A 19,783-nucleotide genomic window follows, 5' to 3' on the forward strand; every position below is an offset into this window, starting at 1 on the left:
AGTATCAGTGAGGTGTGTGAACTATGTATGCATGGTCGGATAGCGATTCAATCAATTTAGTGTGTTTAAAGAAATGGCACGAGACGCCAGATACGGTCAGCTTTGAGCTTGGCAGTATTCCACAAGATTTACATTTCAATTTTAAGCCCGGTCAGTTCATCACCTTGGGTTTAGATATGCCGACGAAAACGGATTACCGTGCTTATTCCGTGGCTTCTTGCCCCGAAGATAACCGCCTGAAGTTGACGGTCAAGCGTGTGGAAGGTGGCTTGGTTTCGAACTTTATTGTTGATGAGCTTGATGAAGGTGACGAGGTTTCTGTGTTGAAGCCGGCAGGCTCGTTTAACTGTATTGATTGCATGCCAACGGCAACAAAGAAAGTAACGCTAGTGAGTGCGGGCTGTGGCATTACACCCGTAATGGCGATGGTAAAATATTGGCTGTCTCAAGACAGTGACAGTGACATTGAGATTGATTTCGTCCACATGGCACGCAACAAGCTTGAGACTATCTACTTTCAAGAACTTCATCAGCTCGATGAATCACATGCGAATTTCAACTTAAAACTGCTGTTAAAAGACAACGAAGGAACAACCGCCCCTCAAGGTCGTTTAGATAAAAACTGGTTGGTGAAACTGAGCCCAGATATCTTAGATAGAACGGTTTACCTGTGTGGGCCTGTCGGCTTCATGCAAGATATTGAGAGTTATCTGAAAGAGCTTGAGTTCAACATGGATAACTTCTATCAAGAAAGCTTTACTCCTGCTACTCAGGATGCTCAATCAGAAGCGTCAAACGCCGAAATTGCTGACGATACGAATAGTGCTGTTAAGGTATTTGTGCCTGCGTTCGGCGCTGAAGTTGAAGCGGAAACTGGCACACCATTGGCGGATTCATTAGAAAAAGCAGGCGTTCCAATTATTATCGCTTGTCGTAGTGGGATTTGTGGTTCGTGTAAATGCAAAGTGACCAAAGGATCTGTGGAATCAAGCAGCCAAGAAACATTGACGCCAGAGCAGATTGAACAGGGCTACGTGCTTGCATGTTCAAGCTCGATTCAGTCAGATGTTGAGGTTGAGTTATAACAGACGTAAAGCTGTGCAAGAGTGATGAAGACAAGATCTTATTATAGCGATAAAAGTTAGGGCGCTAGATGTAAAAAGGCCACCTAGATCAGTTAGAGAGAGCAGATCTAAGTGGCAACCCTCTTGTTTATACGGGGGAGTAAAACAAAAGGGGTTGCGAAGTCCATACAGACTTCGCAGATATAGTTATTATGTTGTGGAGCTTGTTGCGATGGACGTATCTACAAGAGCGAAGTTAATTAAACTTCTGGGTATGTCTTGTAGCGTACACCCATCATCTGTTCCATACAGTGAACAACTTGGCAGCTGTAGCCAAACTCGTTATCGTACCAAATGTACAGCACGGCACGGTTGTCTTGTGCGATAGTCGCCACACCGTCAACCACACCTGGGTGACGAGAGCCAACCAAGTCGGTAGATACAATCTCAGTCGAGTCTGTGTAATCAATTTGTGCAGACAAAGCAGAAGACAGCGCCATTTCACGCAGGTACTCGTTCAACTCTTCTTTGTTTGTGCCTTTCTCAAGGTTTAGGTTCGCAACTGCCATTGAAACGTTTGGCGTAGGAACGCGAATCGCATTACCTGTTAGCTTACCTTCCATTTCCGGCATCGCTTTTGATACTGCTTTAGCAGCGCCAGTCGATGTCAGTACCATGTTCAATGATGCAGCACGACCACGACGATCACCCGAGTGGAAGTTATCGATTAGGTTTTGATCATTGGTAAATGAGTGCACCGTTTCGATGTGACCAGACAGCACGCCAAACTTGTCGTGAACCGCTTTCAATACTGGCGTGATTGCGTTAGTAGTACAGCTTGCTGCAGAGATGATGGTGTCTTCTGGCTGAATAACATTTTCATTCACACCAAATACCACGTTCTTGATGTCGCCTTTACCAGGTGCAGTCAGTAGCACTTTCTTCGCACCGTTACACGCAACGTGTTGGCTCAGGCCTTCCGCGTCACGCCATACGCCTGTGTTATCAACCACAAGTGCATTTTCAACACCGTAAGCCGTGTAATCCACTTCTTCTGGTTTGTTTGCGTAGATAACTTGGATGAAGTTACCGTTAACGATGATCGCTTTGCGTTCTTGGTCTACAACAATGCTGCCGTTGAATTGGCCGTGTACAGAGTCACGACGAAGCAGGCTTGCACGTTTTTCTAGGTCGCCATCTTTGCCGCCGCGTACAACGATTGCACGTAAACGCAGTGGGTACCCCGGGCCACTTTTCTCGATCAACAGACGAGTTAGCAGTCGGCCAATACGACCAAAACCGTACAATACAACGTCACGAGGTTCTGTCATTGCATCGCCTTCAAGCGATTCGATAAGTGCAGTTTGTAGGAAATCATCCAACCCATGTGTGTGTTCGCGATCTTGCCAGAATGAATGCGCAAGGCGACCAACATCAATACGACATGGAGATAAGTCCATAGAGAGAAGGTGTTGAATAATAGGTTGAGTCTGTTCTGCTGTAAGAGGAGAACCAGTGTAACGTTTTGCGATGCGGTGAGCTTTGATGATGTCGATAGTTGTCGCGTTAACTAAGGTCTTACCAAAGAGGATAACTTCTACGCCTTTTTGACGGTATAACTGACCTAAAGTTGGAGCGATGGATTCAGCAATGGTTTGACTAGTTTGCCAATCTAGGAGGTGCTTTTCGGGACTCATCTTTACTCGGGACCTTTCACGTTAAGTTTCTGCATTCATGGCGGTTGTAGGGAAGCCAATCAGCATAGGGGATTTGAGGCATCAGTCTGTGGTCTTTATTGCCACTTAAATGTGCTGATATACCTTGTGTGTAACTTGTAATTTTTATGTGGCAGGATTGTAAGGTACGACGGGTTATTCTGCTAGGAAAAATAAATGCAGACAAAATATCTGTAAATTGGCTTTATATTAGCCATAAATCAAGATTTGAACGTCGATAAAGACTATTGACTTTAATAATCTGTAGCACTTATTTTTCGTCAAAAAATACTCAATTCAAAGGATAATATGTAATACAGGTCATATTGAACATTAAAGGTGTGATCGCTAACTCAAGTTACACGTAAACAGTAAACGATAAATAAGGGAATTAACGAGTATTGATGTTTGACCTTTGAATAAGCCTAGCTTGAGTGTGAAAAGTGCATCACGCAAACGATTGGATGTCACAATTTTAACCTAACTATCCACTTTGTTAGCACGCAGAGTCATTATTCACAGTCTAGTTGAGCCGCAGAATGTGGATGTGTACTTGTTATGCCGGTGATAATAACTGGAGAAAACGTCTTTTGTTTACATTTTGCTCACTAAAACCTCGCTTGCTTACATCTCATTTGTAGAAACCTCCTCGAGTAGACCTCTCTCACGTAACGTTCACTTGTCTAAAATCGGCTTGTCTCAATCTCACTTAGTAAAGCAGACTCCTCCGCTTTAAAGCCCTGTTTTGGATGCCTGTTGATTCTAATTTTTCGTTCTGGGCTCAGAGTATCATTTGTTCATATCCAATTTGATCAATAACCCCCTGTTAATGTCCTATTCTTAATTTGGGCTAGGTAAATTACTTTCGGGAAGGGAGTCGTTATAAAAATGATAAATATGTCAATTAGATGGCGTCTTATTTTTCTTTCCACGGTTTCTGTACTCATTATGTTCGGGTTTACAGTGAATGAAGTGCTTAAGAACGATGAGAAGATGAATCACCTTGAAACAACGCGTATTAAGGTCGAAGCGCTTCAATCTTTTAATACGGTTTCAAGTGATGCTTATCGATGGTTGGTGCTGTCTAATGACTCCCCTGAGAAAGGTCAGTTGCTTTTAACACTGCAATCAGAACTGGATAGACTGACTCAGTATGGAACGCGACTTCAACAGTTCGACAGCAATTGGAGTATTGATCCTCAGTTAGCTGAATTGAAAAAGCTGTTGATGACCCTAGCTAGTACATCTGAAACCAGAGACAGCAGACAATTGACAGAGCGTGCTTTCGACTTGTTAAAAGACGTGCTGATGGAGCTGTCTGAATATCGTATGGCCTTAGTCGATGAAAATATCGGTCAAGCTGAAGCGATGTTTATCAATCTTACGCATTATGTGTTTTGGACTCAGAGAGAAGCGTGGTTAAGCTTCAGTTTGAATCGCTCCCCAGAGTTTAAAAACCAATACTTGCTTAGCTATGTCTCTGCTCTAGAGAGGCAGCAACAGCTATTAGATACATTTTTCCGTTCGGATACGCGTTCTCCAAACATTAGACAGTTGCTAAACGCTGTCGCCAAAGATGAATTCCAAGACAAATTTACATCTCGAATCCTCAAAGGGGACTTTTCATCACCCGAAATATATCAACACTTGAAAAGCTTAGAGGTTAAAAAACGGGCTATTTCAAACGCGATTGGCGCTTACACCAATCAAATACAGTTTGAACTGACCAAGAATATCGCGTTGCAGAAAAGGCAAACCTTGGTCATGACGTTGCTTATACTCATCGCTTCTGGTGTTTTGATGTGGCTTGGGGTTGCGACATCTCTGCGCTTAAACAAAAACCTGTCGATTATTTTGAAAGGTGTGTCGGAATGCGCTGATAGCTACGGCCAGCCAAAGGTGATTCGTATCCAAGGGAACGATGAGCTTGCCGAGTTCACTGAAACCCTAAATCGAGTGATGGAACGCAACTATCTGCACAACAAAGAGTTGATAACAGCAAAAGAAGACGCGATTTCGGCTAACAAAGCCAAAAGCGCATTCTTAGCAAATATGTCACATGAAATACGCACGCCACTTAACGGGATCATTGGCATGGCTGAGATCTTATCTCAAAGCCAACTGAGCCCAAATCAACAAGAAGTACTGGGGGATATCGAATCGTCCTCTCACTCTTTACTGGTGCTGCTGAATGACATACTCGACCTGTCTAAAATCGAGTCGGGTAACTTGATGTTGTCACCACACAATGCTGATTTGCGAGAAGCGGTTTATGACTCTGTGAGTGTGATTCAGTCGAAAGCGATAAGTAAGGATATTGAGCTCGACATCAATATCGATTATCAAACGCCGTCACAACTGTTTTTCGATGAGTACCGCGTGAGACAGGTGCTGACCAATCTGCTTTCTAATGCCATCAAATTTACGTCTAAGGGCACAATTACAACTGACATTGCTTATACACCTATGTCTATGGGCAGGGGCAAGCTTGAATGCAGCGTGTCTGATACCGGGATTGGGATTGAGCCCGAGAAGTTAGAGTCCATATTTGAACCTTTCACTCAAGAAGATGGCAGCATTACCCGTCAATTTGGCGGTACGGGGTTAGGGCTTGCGATTTGTCGACAGCTTGTTGATTTGATGGGTGGTTACATTACCGCGCGTTCAGTGAAAGGAGAGGGCTCTACATTCACTTTTTGTTTGTATGTCGATGTTGTAGAAGCGCCTGTTCAAACTTTCGATAACCTGAGCCGAGCGACCATCATCTCGAACTCTTTCAATTACCTCGATCAGCTCGTTAAAGAGTGTGAGCGTTTGAATGTTCGAGCCAATGTGGTGTCATCCATTGCTGCCCTTAGTGAAAGTGTAAAAGAAAGTGACTTCATACTTTATTGTCATACCTTGCACCACTCTATGGAAAAAGATCTTGCGACGTTGAAGGTGATATATCCTCTTGCTCGCGTCATCGTTTGTCAGCATCACCTATTTAAAACCAACCTAATCAGAGAAACGGTCCACTCGACTCATACCTTGCCATTCTTGGGCCGACGTTTCTTAACCAGCTTACAATCTCTCGATGTGGGCGAAGAGCAAACGCCTCAAGTGGAAGCAAAAGATGAAGAAGTTCGCTCTCTGAATCGACGCATTTTGATCGTTGAAGACAATCTGATGAATCAAAAAATAGCGAGCTTCTTCCTTGAGCAAGCGGGTTATGAATATTTGATTGCCAGTAATGGCCAAGAAGCGGTGGATGTCATCACCCAGGGTGCTCAGTTTGATGCAGTCTTAATGGACTGCATGATGCCTGTTATGGATGGCATAACGGCGACTCGTGCGATACGTCAGTGGGAAGCCGATCAACAAGTCACACCATTACCCATCATAGCTTTAACCGCCAGTGTTCTAGAAGAAGACATCAAAGATTGTTTTGAAGCCGGTATGAACGCCTACTTACCTAAACCCTATAAATCTCACCAGCTGTACGATCTTTTCAGTAGCCTTGATATTGTCTAGGGCTCCCGTATCAAGGCTAGCGCGGCGCTACTTAACGAACTTCCAATCCAAGGTTGTATTGTGCAAGGCAACGACCGACATAGCTGATGTTCAGCAAGGCTGCGACTAAGATGGTGCTGATGTGGGCGACGATTTGAATTGGCAGTGAGAAGTGATCGGCCATTGGATAAGCAACAATAATACTGAGAAGCATAAGCAAGGTTGTGATAGCTAGACTGAAGTTTGAAACAGAAAGCAGAGTTTGAAAGCGTTGAGTCATCGTCTTCATATTGAATTCCTAATTGCTATTAATAATTATGATACTTGTTATTAATATCAATTAGCGTTCCAGTTTTAATTTACATTTAAAATCATAATCTTATGTAATTTCGCTTGTTTTTAGAGTCTAAGTGACACGTGCGAATTACAGGTCTTTATGACTTAATCGTGTTTCTTTACCATTGTCTAAACCCACAAGTATCGATGTGGAATCGAACACCTGAATATAAACCAAGCCCAACATTATTTTTTTGCCCGAATTCCGAATGAATATTTTTAAGTTTCACGTGTAGATCTTCGCGAGTAATGTCATTTGCAGGCACTAGGTCTAAGGCACAAAACTCTAAGTGCTTACTTCGCAGTGCACCACCAGCTTGTTGATTGTAGATATCGGTTCGCTCTCCAGATACTGGTATAACAACACCGATTTCAGGCTCAATATATTGTTGTATGTATTTCAAGGTATTGATCATGTTAGGCACGTTTTTCTTATTGGGAAGGGTAAACAAAGTGGTGTTACTCATTGCCCAGTCTGTTCCTTGAAGTAGCACTAAATGCAATGGCATACTTTTGGTCACACCAGCATCTTTGAGCTGTTGCCCAACTTCCTTTACTTTATCTTCTGCATGATTAAGAAGCATCCAACCTCGAAATGCCGATCGAGTCGGAACCTTGTAACCATGAACATCTACTACGAGGTCGTCGTAAGTGATTTCTGTCTCTTCAGTGTAAAGTCTCTCAAATTCTTCGGGGTAGGGCTGAGTTGATGATAGCGCTAAGGTAATCAGAATACTTGCGTACATAGGGTCACTCCATTGCTTGCGTTTACTTAGTAACTTACCTTCACTTGATAACTTGCTGTCACCAAATCATTTACGTTCAATTAAGTATAGACGATAGAATTTACGTACAAAAAAACCCACTACAAAGAGTGGGTTGCTAACATTATTGCAAGTCAATTTACTCGGTTAGATTACTTCTTACCTTGGGTTTGCTTGTCTTCTTCTGTTAGTTCACGAATACGACGGCTGATATCGCGACGCGCTTTAGAAATCTCTGCGCTCTTAATGATGTGGTCATCAACACGGTCTTCGTAGTCTGCTTTCATGTTTTTGATAATGCCTAAGATTTCGTCATGAGTCATTTCTGGCTTGATGTAATCAAGTAGGTTATCAAGAAGGTCGACACGCTTACGGTTGTCACGAACTTTCTTTTCGTTGTCTAAAAGTTCACGCTTAAGTTTGTTCTTACGTCGTGCTTGGTTAACAATTTCAAATACGCTGCTCATAGATTCCTTTTCCTATTCGTCAAATACGTTGTCTGCTTCTGATTAAAGCACATCAATTGATGATGTAACAGTCTTTAGATCAAAGCAAAAGTAAGGTTGTTTAATTATTCGTCACTCTCGCTGATGTGTGATTGTTTTTATCTTACCGTTCAAGTTAGTATCCCATGTAGATACTGCATTGATACGAAATGTGAAATGAATCAACAACAATTGGAAAACGAAGAATTGGACGACAATGTCACTGAATCTTCAGCAGAACAAAACAAGCTTCGTGATGCGTATGTACAAGAGCGTACTTATTTGGAAGTCGTGGAAATAGAGCTAAACCGTTCTAAGATCATAATGATTGATGAACAGGGCAGAAAGAAACGAGTACCAATTTTGTCTGAACACTAGTTACTGCATTGTTAGGTGTTGAGATGGAATTATCAAAATAATAAAAAGGAAAAACGATGAACACAGTACTTTCCCCAATTGAAGCGAGAATTATTGGTTGTTTGATCGAGAAAGAAGTCACTACTCCCGATCATTACCCACTGACACTGAACAGTTTAACCACGGCATGCAATCAAAAGAGTAACCGTGAACCTGTTCTCTCTCTTTCTGAGTCAGATGTTTTAGATGCAGTTGATGGTTTAATCGGACGTCGCATGGTGAGTGATGAGAGCAGCTTCAATAGCCGTGTTAATAAGTATCAGCATCGTTTCTGCAACACTGAGTTCGGCGATCTGCAATTTACAGAGCAAGAGCGTGCAATCATCTGCTGTATGTTACTGCGCGGTGCGCAAACACCCGGTGAACTTCGTACTCGAACGGGTCGCCTTGCAAACTTTAGTGATGTGAAAGAAGTAGAAGCAACATTAGACAAACTCGCTGCAAGAGAAGCAGGTGCCTTGGTTGTGAAGCTGCCACGCGAAGCGGGTAAACGTGAATCACGCTACCAGCATTTGTTGAGCGGTGAAGTGGACGTTGAAGCGTTTGCGATGGCATCAGTAAGCGCGGCTGCCCCCTCTGCAACGAGTGAAAAGTTTGAAGAGCTTGAGTCTGAAGTTGCAAGCCTACGAGCAGAAGTGGCAGAGCTTAAGGCTCTGGTTGAATCACTGCTTTAAATGTCAGATGCTGATAAAAATGCGGATTGGGTCGTGTACTTGATCCGCAATCGTCACAATGCCCTTTATTGTGGCGTGACGAACAATCTAGAACGTCGATTTGAACAACATCAAACCGGTAAAGGCGCCAAAGCTTTAAAAGGTAAAGGCCCACTTAAGCTGGTTTGGAGCTTTGGTGTTGGCTCAAAAAGTGAGGCGTTGAAAACCGAATACGCGATCAAGCAGTTGCCCAAATCCCGCAAAGAAAAACTGGTATCACTCAAACTGATTATTGAGTGGCAAAAAGACAAAATTCAATATATCGAAGTCTCATAATTCATAGCTAAAATGTTTGTTATTGATTAAATCTTAATAGTGTAAGGGGCTATAATAGCTCTAGCTAAGCTTATGAATTTAAATGGTAATTACTCTTACCGTGAATGGGCTGAAATCATAATTTAACTCGATGTTCTTAATCTCCATTCCAAATTAACATATTGCTCATTTAGAATGTCGTTCTAATTAGTGTTAGACGCTATCATTTATCATCGTTGTCCTACATAATATCCATTAGCCATACAAAGAGATGGTGTCATGCTAGGTTAAAAAATGAGCCAAAGTAGCTCATATAAAACGAGAAAAATATGAAACGTTTACTGATGTTGTTTGGACTTGCCGTATTTTCTGCGTCCGCTCTCTCCCATGGTACTCATGTCCTCAATGGGTACTGGGAATACCAAGATTATCTTTCCAAGTTTCCAGAACAAAAAATATTGACCGATAAAATGGTCGAAGCAGTGCAAAACCATCCTGTGCCATTGAGGCGACCTCAAGATCGACCTATCACGATCTCGGTTGTGTATCCGGGCCAACAGATCTCGGATTACTGGGTTCGTAATATTCAAGCTTTTGAGAAGCGTCTCGATAGGCTGAAGATCCGCTACCAAATAAATCAAGTATTTACCCGTATTAATGCCGATCTCGCGCAGCAGAGTATTTCGTTGCAAGAAGCGATTGAAAACAAGACGGATTATTTGATTTTCACGCTAGATACCACGCGCCACCGCAAGTTTATCGAGCACGTGTTGACCTCTACAGACACCAAACTGATTCTTCAAAATATCACGACGCCAGTGCGAGCTTGGGCAGATAGACAGCCATTTATGTATGTGGGTTTTGACCATGCGACAGGCAGTTTAAAACTGGCGGACTATTTTAAACAAGTAAGTCCGCCAGACAGTAAGTATTCTGTTTTGTATTACTCACAAGGCTATATCAGTGATGCGCGTGGAGATACTTTTATCCATGAAGTGAATACGGATACCAACTTTACCCTTAAGTCTTCGTTTTACACAAAATCAAACAAAGACAGTGGCTACCAAGCGGCTAAAATCAGCATAGAGAACGATAAGGATCTAGACTTTATCTATGCATGTTCAACGGATGTCGCTCTCGGTGCAATGGAAGCGATTCGTGAATCGGGCCAAGACATCTTAGTGAATGGTTGGGGAGGCGGCTCTGCTGAACTTGAAGCCATTGCAAGGGGCGACCTAGATGTTACTGTCATGCGTATGAACGACGATACAGGCATTGCAATGGCAGAGGCGATCAAGTGGGATCTAGCCGGTTTGGAAGTGCCTACCGTTTACTCTGGTGAATTTGAAATTGTCACCAAGGAAGATTCCCCAGAACGTATTTCAGAACTTAAACAGCGAGCATTTAGGTACTCAGGTCACTAATGAAGAAAAGTTACGCCAGTACACCTAGAAACACTTTAGCTAGACTCATTACGCGTATCGTTATTTTGGTGATAGGCGTGATGGCACTTGGCGTGCTTATTCATAATTATGAAACCAGCAGTAATATCGTACAGCAAGAGACGAATCGAACGGTACAGCAAACCTCAAGCCTGATCCAAAACATGTTTGATTATCGTTTGTCGGTGCTGCAAATCCATCAAGACAGTAGCTCACACAGTGAAACTCTCAGAGAGCACTTTGATACGGGTAATGACGAGACTCTGAGCTACTTTTTCTTTGGTGTTGACCAACGTGAACCGGATCATGCACCAGATTTACGCTTTGTCTCAACCCACGATGGTTTGGCTTGGGAAGACGGCAACAGTCAATTTTATGGTTTGGATGAGTCCAACTTAAAGCATATTTCTGATGAGGTTTCGTTCAGCAGTAATTGGCATTTTATTAAACTGAGGACAGATATAGGTAAGCGTCACTTGTTGGCTCGCCGTACCCCTATTGTTGATAACGCTACTGGGGAAGTCCTTGGTCAACTCTATATCGCCATTGTGCTTGACAATAACTTCTCTTTGGCTGAGTCAATCCAACAGGGCAGTAATAGCGAAAATATCGTGATTGAAGCGCACGGTACACCGGTGACATCGACATTCAGTGGTGATGAAAGCTACACCATTACTGACATCCTCAATTACCAAATGTACGAACAGTTGCCGCGTCATTTCGTTACCATCGCAACCATTAAGATTAGTGCTGTTGAAACTCCTTTAATCATTCGAGCTGTTCAAAAAAATAATAATTTCATTGCGTTAGAAGAGAATTATCAGCGTGCGATCATCGTGGTGATTGTGGTGATCATATTGATGTCTTTTTTTGCTCGAACTTGGATTCAAAAGAGAGTCTCAGCCGAGCTTGATAAGCTAATGGACTTTACTCGTTCGGCAAGTGCTAGCGAAGAGTACAACAAGTTCGATGGCTCTAACATTTTCGAATTTCATCATATTGGTTGTACTCTTGAAGACACCTTTGAGCGCTTATCTGAACAGAATCAAAAATTCCAAGATCTCTTTAACTTTGCTCATTCGCCTATCTTAGTTTGGTCTGAAAAAGGCGATTTGATTCAGATGAACCCCGCCGCTCGCATGGCGTTGTTCGATGCTGATGACAATTATGGTCCAATTGCCCAAGAGTTTGAGCAGCGAATGCTGCCTAATATTCAAATGGTGGTTAAGGGTTCTAAACTGACGGGTATTAACGTACCCATTGGTGAAAAGGTGTTTCGTTGGAACATGTCTGCTATTCGCGTGGAACACGGCATCACAGGAGTGGTGGTACAAGGGCAAGATATTACTAAGCTTATCGAGGCGGAAAGACAGGCTGATCGAGCAAGAGAAGAAGCTGAGCATCTTGCGAATGTGCGAGCAGACTTCTTAGCTAAGATGAGTCATGAGATTCGCACGCCGCTCAACGGTATTCTCGGTGTGTCTCAGCTGCTCAAGCGCTCTATGCACAATGAAGATAATCGCGAGCAGGTGGATGTACTGTGTAATAGTGCGGAACATTTACTGGCGGTACTTAACGATATCTTGGACTTCTCAAAGATTGAGCAAGGGCATTTTAATATTCAAAAGAAAGACTTCCGTTTAGGGGAGTTAGTTAATACCTTAGACAGCATCTATCGACCGCTGTGTGAAGATAAATCCGTCGAATTTACCATTGTGAATCACTTGGTTGATGACATTGAAATCAATACCGACCAAGTACGCCTCAATCAGATCATGTTTAATCTGTTGAGTAATGCTTTTAAATTCACTCATCAAGGCGGTATCTCCGTCAGCTTTGAGCTCGAGAGTATCTTTAACTCCGATCACGCCAGCTTGATCGTTCGAGTGAAAGATTCTGGCATTGGTATTGATGAAAGCAAAATTGATGCTGTTTTTGAACCCTTTGTTCAAGCCGAAGAGACCACCACTCGTGAATATGGTGGCACTGGTTTAGGACTTACAATTGTAAAAAATCTGGTCGATATGCTGGAAGGGGACATTCAAGTCCGCAGCGTGATAGGTCAAGGCTCAGAGTTCACGATAGAAATTCCTGTAGTCGTACACGCCAAGCCGCTATTAGTCGATGCTAAGCAACAAGCTGAGGTTGAGCCAGAGGCGTTGTTTAGTCGACCTTTGAATGTGTTGCTGGTGGAAGACAATCACACCAACGCCTTTATTGCTCAGGCTTTCTGTAAGAAATATGGCATGGTCGTCACCTGGGTAAAAGATGGCTTAGAAGCGATTGAGATGGCTAAGACGATTACCTATGACTTGATCTTGATGGATAACCAACTCCCTAATCTCGGTGGTGTTGAAACCACTCAGCAGCTAAGAGGTGAGATTGGTGTGTCAGCCCCTATTTATGCGTGTACCGCTGATGCTCAAGAGTCAACTAGAGACAGCTTTATGGCCGCAGGGGCGAATTACGTGATTGTAAAGCCGATTAAAGAAGAGTCGCTCCACCAAGCGTTTGTTCATTTCAAAAACTCATACTGGAATGACACAGAGCACTAGGCTTTAACTTAGTGCTCTTTAATGGAGTCTGTTGAAGAGAAGTAACTAATTTTCTGCCTTTATATCGAGCCAGCGACAAAGGCTTGTTCCAATAGCAGCGTTTTCAACTCATCACTCATATCTAGGTGTTCAGGGAATTGGATACCTAGCAGCCAGCCTTGTCTTTGCCTTTTCTTACTTACCACCTTGTAGACAAGATCGTCATCTAAGTACTCATTTAAGTCAGAATTAACTTTTATCTTCCAGCCGACATCAATATCTGATTGCTGGGTAAGATAGATACCGCACCCTGACGCTGAAAAGTCGACTAGTGTGGCATCCAGCGACAAGGTATCAAAAGTGACTTCACAGCTGAGACGTACTTTATACCTTTCGTGTTCACGAATAGGCTTGGTTGCAAAGTTTGAGGGTGGGCGAAGGAAGATTAGATGTGCTGGAGAGGTGATATGAGCAAGTACATTGGTTTTGAACGCGACAATGTGCCCAAGTTCGGTGTCGGTAATCGCACGAACAATAATATCAACGTTTGTGAGCTTTCTCAGCGTCAGTGCTTCTGTCGCTTTTTGCGTAAGCTCTAGGATGAGGTACTGATCTTCTTTGTGTCCGATATAAAGTGTACTGATCTGGATTGAGTCGTCTGGGCCAAATTCCAATACACCTGCTGTTTTTGTACCTGGCTTTAGGTATCTGAACAGTTCTAAGTTTTTATCTTTATGCATATTCGTTACTGAACAATGTTAATCGTTTGATAAAATAATATAACGCCCTGATAAAACTATGTCATTAGTTTCATTGAAGTAATTAGCAGCGTACAACAAAAAAGTGAATCGCTATCTCAAGTAAACAACGGCTTACTCTTGTCGTAAAACAAGATACACTGCTGACAGATATATACTTGATGGAGAAATAGTAAATGGAACTGGAAACCTTATTGAATACTCTGGCTGAAACCCCAGAGGCCGTGCAATTTGAAGATACAATGCAAGTGATCGAAGCTCACTATAATTTTTCTGAGCGCGAATTTCGCAATGGTGAGGTAGTGAACGCTGCAGGGCAGAATAATGGTTCGTGTAAGATTTTTGCTTTTGGTTTAGAGCAAGGCCTATCAGCAGAGCAAACACTTGCTTGTTTTGGTCAATTTTATCGTAACGACGTGCTAGGTTTTCCTGAGAACAGCGACCATCAAAATATTCGTAACTTTATGGTTCATGGCTGGAATGGTATCCAGTTTTCTCAGCCTGCGCTGGTTGCAAAAGTGAAGTAGACACTAACCAGGTAACGATTAGGTCGAAATTTAATCTCAGTATTTTGAAGCGAGAAAACAACCTCTCGCTTTTTTTGTCTATGTTGAACTGGCTAGTAACTTGCTATCCAGTAACTTACTAAATGGGCTCTAAACTACTGAACGGGCAGGGCAGACAAGCACTTACGACACATACAAACTCCAGCCTTTGGAATATCGCTAGTATCTCGTTTTTCTAACTCAAAACACCAACACGTCTCTTTGCCCGCACTGATATCGCATTGAGCTGGCTCATTACACTGTGGACATTGGTGAGTCGAACTCGCGCCACTAAGATTATCCATAACCGACGTTTGCTCTTCTTCAGATAAGCCTTTCCAACCTATAATTTCATCCATTGTTCGAAAGCAGCCACTACACATTCCGCCATTATTTTTACAAGCCGCTCGGCAAGGTGTTTTCATTTATCTAACCTGTGATTCATTTGGGCTGAAATGTAGCATATTTGTTTGCCTATTAAGAGCCGTTAGGCTAAGAAATTACTCAGTTAAATTTGGAAATGACCTCGTAATTTTTAGGCTTTTCATGTAGCATTTCGCCCCTTTTGTTGAGTGGGGGATATTATGTTTATTGGATTTGATTATGGAACAGCGAACTGTTCTGTCGCGGCGATGGTTAATGGAGATCCAAGCCTGTTACCGCTAGAAGGTAACAACCACTATATTCCCTCAACCGTGTTTGCGCCTACTCGTGAGAGTGTTTCTGAACATCTATTCCGCCACTTGAATATCAAGCCGAGTGATGAGATCGGTGAGCAAGTACTACGACGTGCGATTGCGCTGAACAGAGAAGAGAGTATCGACTTAGTGCCAGAAGACATGGCATTTGGTCAGGCTGCGTTGGACTTATATTTAGAAGACCCTCGCGATGTTTATTATGTTAAGTCCCCTAAATCTTTCCTTGGCGCGAGTGGACTGCATGATGTGCAGGTGAGCTTTTTCGAAGATTTAGTGTGCGCCATGATGGCAAATATCAAGAATCAAGCCGAACTCACGACTCAAGAGCAGATCAAGCAAGCTGTTATCGGCCGACCAATTAACTTCCACGGTCGAGGTGGTGAAGAGGCGAACAGACAAGCTGAAGACATACTGTCTCGCGCAGCTAAGCGTGCCGGTTTCCTTGATATCGCTTTTCAATTTGAGCCCGTAGCCGCAGGCCTTGATTACGAAAGCACATTAACTGAAAACCAAACAGTATTGGTTGTTGATATTGGCGGTGGTACCACCGATTGCTCATTATTAGAAATGGGACCAACGTGGTCTGGTAAAGCGGATCGTACCCAGAGCTTGTTGGCACACAGTGGGCAAAGGGTAGGGGGGAATGACCTCGATATCTATCTTGCATTCAAACAACTGATGTCACCTTTTGGTATGGGCAGCAAAGGCATTTCGGGTATTGATATGCCACTGACTCAATTCTGGAACCCAATTGCGATTAATAATGTTGAAGCTCAAAAGAACTTCTATTCAAGAGAAAACCTAGCGGCATTAAAATTACTTCGTAAAGAAGCGTCAGAGCCTCAAAAGCTAGAACGTTTGATGAAGGTTTATCACGACACTTTGGGTTACGGTATTGTGCGTAGAGCGGAAGAGGCCAAGATTGCGCTGGCAGAATCCCCTCAATATCGTGCTGCGATTAATGTTGCCTCTGAACTGGTCGAGGTAGATATCTCAGTCGAACAGATGGTTGAAGCGATTGAAACACCAAAGTCTAAGATGATTGAGTTGGTTAAAGAAGCGATTCAACAAGGCCAGAAAAAGCCAGACGTAATCTACATGACGGGTGGTTCCGCTCGTTCACCGATACTTCGTGAAGCCGTACAACAAGCTGTGCCGAATGTACCGATTGTGAGTGGTAATTACTTCGGTTCAGTAACTGCAGGTTTAGCTCGTTGGGCTGAGGTTTGCTTCAAATAAGAGTTCAATGATGAGTTATGAAGGGCAACCAGTCGCTGATTGGTTGCCCTTTTTTTGTTTTTCTCTAATGAACTTTCTATTGAACGATTTTTCCTAGCTCATATTGGGATTTGTTTCACAAAGCTAAATATTTCAGCTGAGCTCTACGTGTTACAAAATGTTTCAAAGGCAAAGGCGAGCCTCTCGATGGTCTGATGAGTTACCTTGGGTTTAGATGTTTAATGCTTTTTTAGTGATTATAAAATCAAAAATAATCAAAGTATTTATCTCAAAGAATGAAAGGAGATCCCAGCAATTGTCGTGTTAATCAACTGTTTTAAAAGGTATTTTTGTTTTTTATAGTGCGATTTTTTTTATTTTATATATTTTAATGCAACTTTCTTGTCATTCGTATATTAGGGTTTGCCTACTTGTTAAATGCAGGTAACAACTTCTCCGTAAGCACGAGGTTGTTAGTGAATAACTCACCCAGTTACATAATGGATATGACAATGAATAAGAAACTTTTAGCGCTAGCAATTTCTGGTGCAGTATTTGGTACACAGGCAGTTGCAGTAGAACTTTACAACGAAGACGGCACAACATTCTCTGTTGGCGGCCACGTTTCAGTTGCAGTTGGTGATGTAAACAGCGATGACCGCCTTAACAGCGACGACATCGGTGTAGAAACTGTTTCTCCACGTATCAACTTCGGTGCAACTCATGAACTTGGTAACGGCTTTACTGCTGATGCTAAAGGTGAATGGGCGCTAAACATGCTAGACGGTGGTGATCAGTCATTCACAACTCGTCTTGGTTACGTTGGCCTTTCTCACGATGATTACGGTCGTGCAGCAGTAGGTACTCAATGGGCACCTTACTACAACGTTGCTGGTGTAGCAGATATGCCAATCGCATTTGCGAATGACTTCATCTACGAAGATCACGGTAATCTAGGTACTGGTCGTGGCGAAGAGATGGTTAGCTACGGCAACGCTATCGACTTCGGTAACGCTGGTTCTCTAAACGCAGCTGTTGCATGGCAAGGTCGCAAAGCTGATGGTGCGAACGAATACGGCAACCGTGCTCAAATCGCGTTGAACTACGCGATCGCTGATTTCACTGCAAACTACGCATACAACACAGGTGACGTAACTTACGCTCTTGCTGGTTCACAAACTGCTGATTCACATGTAGTAAGTGCAACTTACGGTTCATACGGCGCTGAAGGTTTATACCTTGCTGGTGTATACGCAATGAACAACTACATGAACTCAGGTAACGGCCAGATTCTTGAAGAGTCAGTTGCAGTTGAATTGCTTGCATCTTACGCGCTTTCTAACAGCCTTAACCTAAGCGTTAACTACGAAGCGGTAGAAGACGATAAGAAGAGCGAAACAGTATTCTCTACAACAGCTCTACAAGCTGAATACAACTTCACATCTCAGTTCGTAGGCTTCGCTGGTTACCAATTCGACCTACAAGGTTCTGGTGAGTACAAAGAGAAAGCTGACGACCAATGGCTACTTGGTGCTCGTTACTACCTATAAGTCGCAGACTGATTTAGCATAGTGTTTACTCCTTAGGTTTACCTTTTAGGATACTGTCCTAGACACCATGCTAAGCCCTCTCAAACCTTTTGGTTAGAGAGGGCTTTTTTCGTTTTGGGCTTTTGTCTTGAATGGTGATTTCGCACTATTGCGACCTTCGTATAAACGCTTTCAAATCATCGAATTGAGCTAAAGATCAGAATTTAGATATTGGTAACCATCTTGTCGAAGACTCTCATTTTATGATGCGTTAAACTCTCCACTCAAAAAAATAGTTCAGGGATAAACTATGAGCAGTGTTGTCGATCAGGAACAGCTGATGAATTCGAGACGAACAGCAACCCCAACTAAGGTGCTGTGTGTTGGGCGTAACTATGTCGATCACATCGAAGAACTCAATAACGCAATCCCAGACTCTATGGTGGTTTTCAATAAACCAAGTACCAGCGTTACGTCATCCCTGTCTTCTTTTCATCAAGAAGCGCTGCACTACGAAGCAGAAATCTGTTTTATTGTTGAAAATGGCCAGTACTCCGCTGTGGGTTTAGGACTAGATCTCACCAAACGTGAATTACAAAGTAGCTTAAAAGCGAAAGGCCTACCTTGGGAGCGCGCCAAGGCGTTTGATGGTTCCGCTGTCTTGAGTCGCTTTGTTCCAATTGATAACTTAGACCTTGCAGACTTAAACCTAGAGTTGTTTATTAACTGTGTTCGTGTTCAGAAAGGACATGTTGAGCAGATGCTTTACTCTCCAAAAACTATCCTAGAAGAGCTGTCTTCTTATACCACCTTACTAGACGGCGATGTTGTGATGACAGGTACGCCAAAAGGTGTTGGGGCCGTACATCGAGGCGATATCTTCCTTGGTCGCCTAAAGTGTGGCGATACGACATTGATTGAGATCGAATGGGTAGCAAGTTAATTAGTCTTTTCTATTTAGTTAATAAATTGGCTTTGTCGTTTAATGTTGGTTTTTAATTCGATTAAATAAACGTCGAGCAACTGATTGCATCTGGAAGGGTGTTGGTAATTGATATAAAATCCGCCTCCGTTTTTATCAATGCTGACCCTCATGATCGACTTAACCATTTTACCTGTCTACCTGACTGCCGTTGTTGCACTTCTTCTTTTACCTGGCCCTGATATGTTACTGATTGCGAGTTCAAGCATGAGCTATGGCCGTAAGGTCGGCGTGTTTGCAAGCCTAGGTAATGCGACTTCTGGAATCATTCTGACAGTATTAGCGGCCATGGGTGTATCAGCGTTGATCGCAATGAGCCCAATAGCGCTTAAAGCTCTCCATTTGTTAGGCGGCGCGTACTTGTTGAAGATGGGATGGGACTGCCTGCGAACAGAGCAGGGTAACGCGCCTGAGTTAAGCGATAACTTTGCAGCAAAAGCCTACTATCAAAGAGCGCTAATCAGTAACCTGCTTAATCCTAAAGCGTTGGTTTTCTTTGTGATGTTTCTGCCTCAGTTTGTGTCGACGAATATTGAAGCGACTTCCGGTCAGCAGATGCTTGTTCTGGGTTTATTACTGAATGTTCTCGGCTTAACGTTTAACTTTTTGCTGGTGGCGTTAGTGGGTACGATTGGTAAATCTCTCGTAGAAAACGCGAAGTTTCGTACCTATCAACAGAAAGTCATGGGCGGAGTTTTCATCGTGTTAGCTATCTGGATGTTGTCTTCTTTCTTTACTTCGTAGACGAATCAAATCAGACATCTTCTCGTGGTTAGCCGCTGAGACAAAAATGGACGCTACGAGCGTCCATTTTTTATATTGTGCGCCGAGCATGG

General features: G+C 42.9%; 18 protein-coding genes. 12 read left to right on the top strand and 6 right to left on the bottom strand.

Annotated elements, in window-relative coordinates; translation table 11 throughout:
* The first annotated feature begins 23 nt into the window (after positions 1–23).
* Positions 24–1,085 (top strand): hybrid-cluster NAD(P)-dependent oxidoreductase, encoded by a 1,062-nt coding sequence (locus AB4507_RS06425; RefSeq protein WP_136982710.1) that lies wholly within the window; start codon positions 24–26, stop codon positions 1,083–1,085.
* 239 nt (positions 1,086–1,324) lie between these two features.
* Here the strand turns inward: AB4507_RS06425 and AB4507_RS06430 are convergent, their stop codons facing one another.
* A complete protein-coding gene (locus tag AB4507_RS06430) occupies positions 1,325–2,761 on the bottom strand; it encodes a glyceraldehyde-3-phosphate dehydrogenase (RefSeq protein WP_017061774.1) in 1,437 nt (478 codons plus the stop codon).
* 966 nt (positions 2,762–3,727) lie between these two features.
* On the opposite strand from AB4507_RS06430, the gene AB4507_RS06435 reads away from it, so the two are divergent.
* Positions 3,728–6,292: an ATP-binding protein gene (locus AB4507_RS06435; protein ID WP_372111666.1), complete on the top strand. Its 2,565-nt coding sequence runs from the start codon at positions 3,728–3,730 to the stop codon at positions 6,290–6,292.
* A gap of 31 nt (positions 6,293–6,323) precedes the next feature.
* On the opposite strand, the gene AB4507_RS06440 is transcribed toward AB4507_RS06435, so the two are convergent.
* The 3 genes from AB4507_RS06440 to AB4507_RS06450 all read right to left on the bottom strand — a co-directional run bounded on the left by AB4507_RS06440 (position 6,324) and on the right by AB4507_RS06450 (position 7,838).
* Entirely contained in the window at positions 6,324–6,560 is a 237-nt protein-coding gene (locus AB4507_RS06440; RefSeq protein ID WP_017061772.1) for a hypothetical protein, read from the bottom strand.
* Between the two features lie 166 nt (positions 6,561–6,726).
* A complete protein-coding gene (locus tag AB4507_RS06445) occupies positions 6,727–7,353 on the bottom strand; it encodes a D-Ala-D-Ala carboxypeptidase family metallohydrolase (protein WP_372154994.1) in 627 nt (208 codons plus the stop codon).
* A 170-nt stretch (positions 7,354–7,523) separates the two neighbouring features.
* Entirely contained in the window at positions 7,524–7,838 is a 315-nt protein-coding gene (locus AB4507_RS06450; protein WP_004730049.1) for a DUF496 family protein, read from the bottom strand.
* Positions 7,839–8,033: 195 nt separating this feature from the next.
* Between AB4507_RS06450 and AB4507_RS06455 the strand changes: the two genes are divergently transcribed.
* The 5 genes from AB4507_RS06455 to luxQ all read left to right on the top strand — a co-directional run bounded on the left by AB4507_RS06455 (position 8,034) and on the right by luxQ (position 13,238).
* On the top strand, positions 8,034–8,234 hold the full coding sequence (locus AB4507_RS06455; RefSeq protein WP_017068647.1) for a hypothetical protein: 201 nt from the start codon (positions 8,034–8,036) through the stop codon (positions 8,232–8,234).
* Between the two features lie 56 nt (positions 8,235–8,290).
* Positions 8,291–8,947: a YceH family protein gene (locus AB4507_RS06460; protein WP_017061769.1), complete on the top strand. Its 657-nt coding sequence runs from the start codon at positions 8,291–8,293 to the stop codon at positions 8,945–8,947.
* Entirely contained in the window at positions 8,948–9,262 is a 315-nt protein-coding gene (locus AB4507_RS06465; protein WP_017061768.1) for a GIY-YIG nuclease family protein, read from the top strand. It abuts the gene before it with no gap.
* Positions 9,263–9,570: 308 nt separating this feature from the next.
* Positions 9,571–10,665: an autoinducer 2-binding periplasmic protein LuxP gene (locus AB4507_RS06470; RefSeq protein WP_017064849.1), complete on the top strand. Its 1,095-nt coding sequence runs from the start codon at positions 9,571–9,573 to the stop codon at positions 10,663–10,665.
* Positions 10,665–13,238 (top strand): quorum-sensing autoinducer 2 sensor kinase/phosphatase LuxQ, encoded by a 2,574-nt coding sequence (luxQ, locus tag AB4507_RS06475; protein ID WP_372182422.1) that lies wholly within the window; start codon positions 10,665–10,667, stop codon positions 13,236–13,238. The genes AB4507_RS06470 and luxQ overlap by 1 nt, the downstream gene beginning before the upstream one ends.
* 59 nt (positions 13,239–13,297) lie before the next feature.
* Here luxQ and AB4507_RS06480 read toward each other — a convergent pair whose 3' ends face one another.
* A complete protein-coding gene (locus AB4507_RS06480) occupies positions 13,298–13,957 on the bottom strand; it encodes a PilZ domain-containing protein (protein ID WP_017066093.1) in 660 nt (219 codons plus the stop codon).
* Positions 13,958–14,151: 194 nt separating this feature from the next.
* Between AB4507_RS06480 and AB4507_RS06485 the strand changes: the two genes are divergently transcribed.
* The gene (locus AB4507_RS06485) at positions 14,152–14,502 is read left to right on the top strand and encodes a HopJ type III effector protein (RefSeq protein WP_372182423.1); all 351 of its coding nucleotides are present in this window, start codon (positions 14,152–14,154) and stop codon (positions 14,500–14,502) included.
* Between the two features lie 134 nt (positions 14,503–14,636).
* Here AB4507_RS06485 and AB4507_RS06490 read toward each other — a convergent pair whose 3' ends face one another.
* Complete coding sequence (locus AB4507_RS06490; RefSeq protein WP_080582242.1) at positions 14,637–14,945, bottom strand: DUF1289 domain-containing protein; 309 nt, start codon at positions 14,943–14,945, stop codon at positions 14,637–14,639.
* Between the two features lie 159 nt (positions 14,946–15,104).
* Here AB4507_RS06490 and yegD point away from each other — a divergent pair, with 159 nt between their 5' ends.
* The 4 genes from yegD to AB4507_RS06510 all read left to right on the top strand — a co-directional run bounded on the left by yegD (position 15,105) and on the right by AB4507_RS06510 (position 19,691).
* The gene (yegD, locus tag AB4507_RS06495) at positions 15,105–16,457 is read left to right on the top strand and encodes a molecular chaperone (RefSeq protein WP_372182425.1); all 1,353 of its coding nucleotides are present in this window, start codon (positions 15,105–15,107) and stop codon (positions 16,455–16,457) included.
* Positions 16,458–16,948: 491 nt separating this feature from the next.
* A complete protein-coding gene (locus AB4507_RS06500) occupies positions 16,949–17,986 on the top strand; it encodes a porin (RefSeq protein ID WP_017061761.1) in 1,038 nt (345 codons plus the stop codon).
* 289 nt (positions 17,987–18,275) lie between these two features.
* The gene (locus AB4507_RS06505) at positions 18,276–18,908 is read left to right on the top strand and encodes a fumarylacetoacetate hydrolase family protein (protein ID WP_017061760.1); all 633 of its coding nucleotides are present in this window, start codon (positions 18,276–18,278) and stop codon (positions 18,906–18,908) included.
* 150 nt (positions 18,909–19,058) lie between these two features.
* A complete protein-coding gene (locus tag AB4507_RS06510; RefSeq protein ID WP_017068640.1) occupies positions 19,059–19,691 on the top strand; it encodes a LysE family translocator in 633 nt (210 codons plus the stop codon).
* The last annotated feature ends 92 nt before the right edge of the window (positions 19,692–19,783 follow it).

It is taken from the genome of Vibrio sp. 10N.222.54.A3 (assembly GCF_041474095.1).
Taxonomy (GTDB): domain Bacteria; phylum Pseudomonadota; class Gammaproteobacteria; order Enterobacterales; family Vibrionaceae; genus Vibrio; species Vibrio crassostreae_C.